Origin of the sequence: Paraburkholderia sp. RL18-085-BIA-A, from assembly GCF_046027075.1 — a bacterium.
Classification (GTDB): Bacteria; Pseudomonadota; Gammaproteobacteria; order Burkholderiales; family Burkholderiaceae; genus Paraburkholderia.
In genome coordinates this window covers 1-861 of the sequence record NZ_JARESU010000504.1, presented here as the reverse complement: position 1 = coordinate 861, position 861 = coordinate 1, and the positions used below count along the sequence as shown (strand labels likewise).

The 861-nt window shown below is 53.1% G+C and carries 1 protein-coding gene; it reads left to right on the top strand.

Annotated elements, in window-relative coordinates; translation table 11 throughout:
- Positions 1-861 (top strand): group II intron reverse transcriptase/maturase (locus P0D89_RS53525; protein ID WP_408371357.1); only part of this gene is annotated, 861 nt, incomplete at both ends.

Below are 861 nucleotides of genomic sequence, written 5' to 3'. Positions count from 1 at the left end.
TTGATCGAGCACAGCAAGCGTTGTATCTGCTGGCGCTCGAACCAATTGCGGAAACCACCGCCGACCCGAATTCCTATGGGTTCAGGCCGGAACGCTCAACTGCCGATGCTGGGGAACAATGCTTCAACTGCCTCGCAAAAAAGAACAGTGCGAAATGGGTGCTAGAGGCCGACATCAAAAGCTGTTTCGACCAAATCAGTCACAACTGGATGGTCGCCAATATCCCAACGGACAAGGCGATCTTAAAGAAGTGGCTCGAGGCGGGATTCATATATCAAAACGAGCTCTTCCCTACCGACGCCGGGACCCCGCAAGGGGGCATCATTTCACCGGTGGCGGCCAACATGACACTGGATGGTCTCGAGGCAATGCTTGGGGAGAAATTTCCGCGGGCAAAGTCGAGCGGTCTGAAAATGAACATGGTGCGTTACGCTGACGACTTCATCATCACCGGCAATTCGAAAGAATGGCTGGAACAGGAAGTCAAGCCCGCAGTGGTTGAATTTCTGGCCGAACGCGGGTTAGTCCTATCGCCAGAGAAGACCAAAATAACGCATATCAGGGAGGGATTTGACTTCCTCGGATGGAACATTCGCCGGTACGACGGCAAGCTGCTCATGAAGCCGTCCAAAGCGAACGTCAAAGCGCATCTTGACAAAATCCGTGAAGTCATCAAGGCCAACAAGATGGCTAAACAGGCAAACCTGATAAGGCTGCTCAATCCGATATTACGTGGATGGGCGAATTACCACAGCCATGTAGTCGCCAAGGAAACCTTCGCTCGGGTTGATACCGATGTCTGGTCGATGCTATGGCGATGGGCGGTAAGAAGACATCCGAACAAGGGAGCCCGCTGGGTCA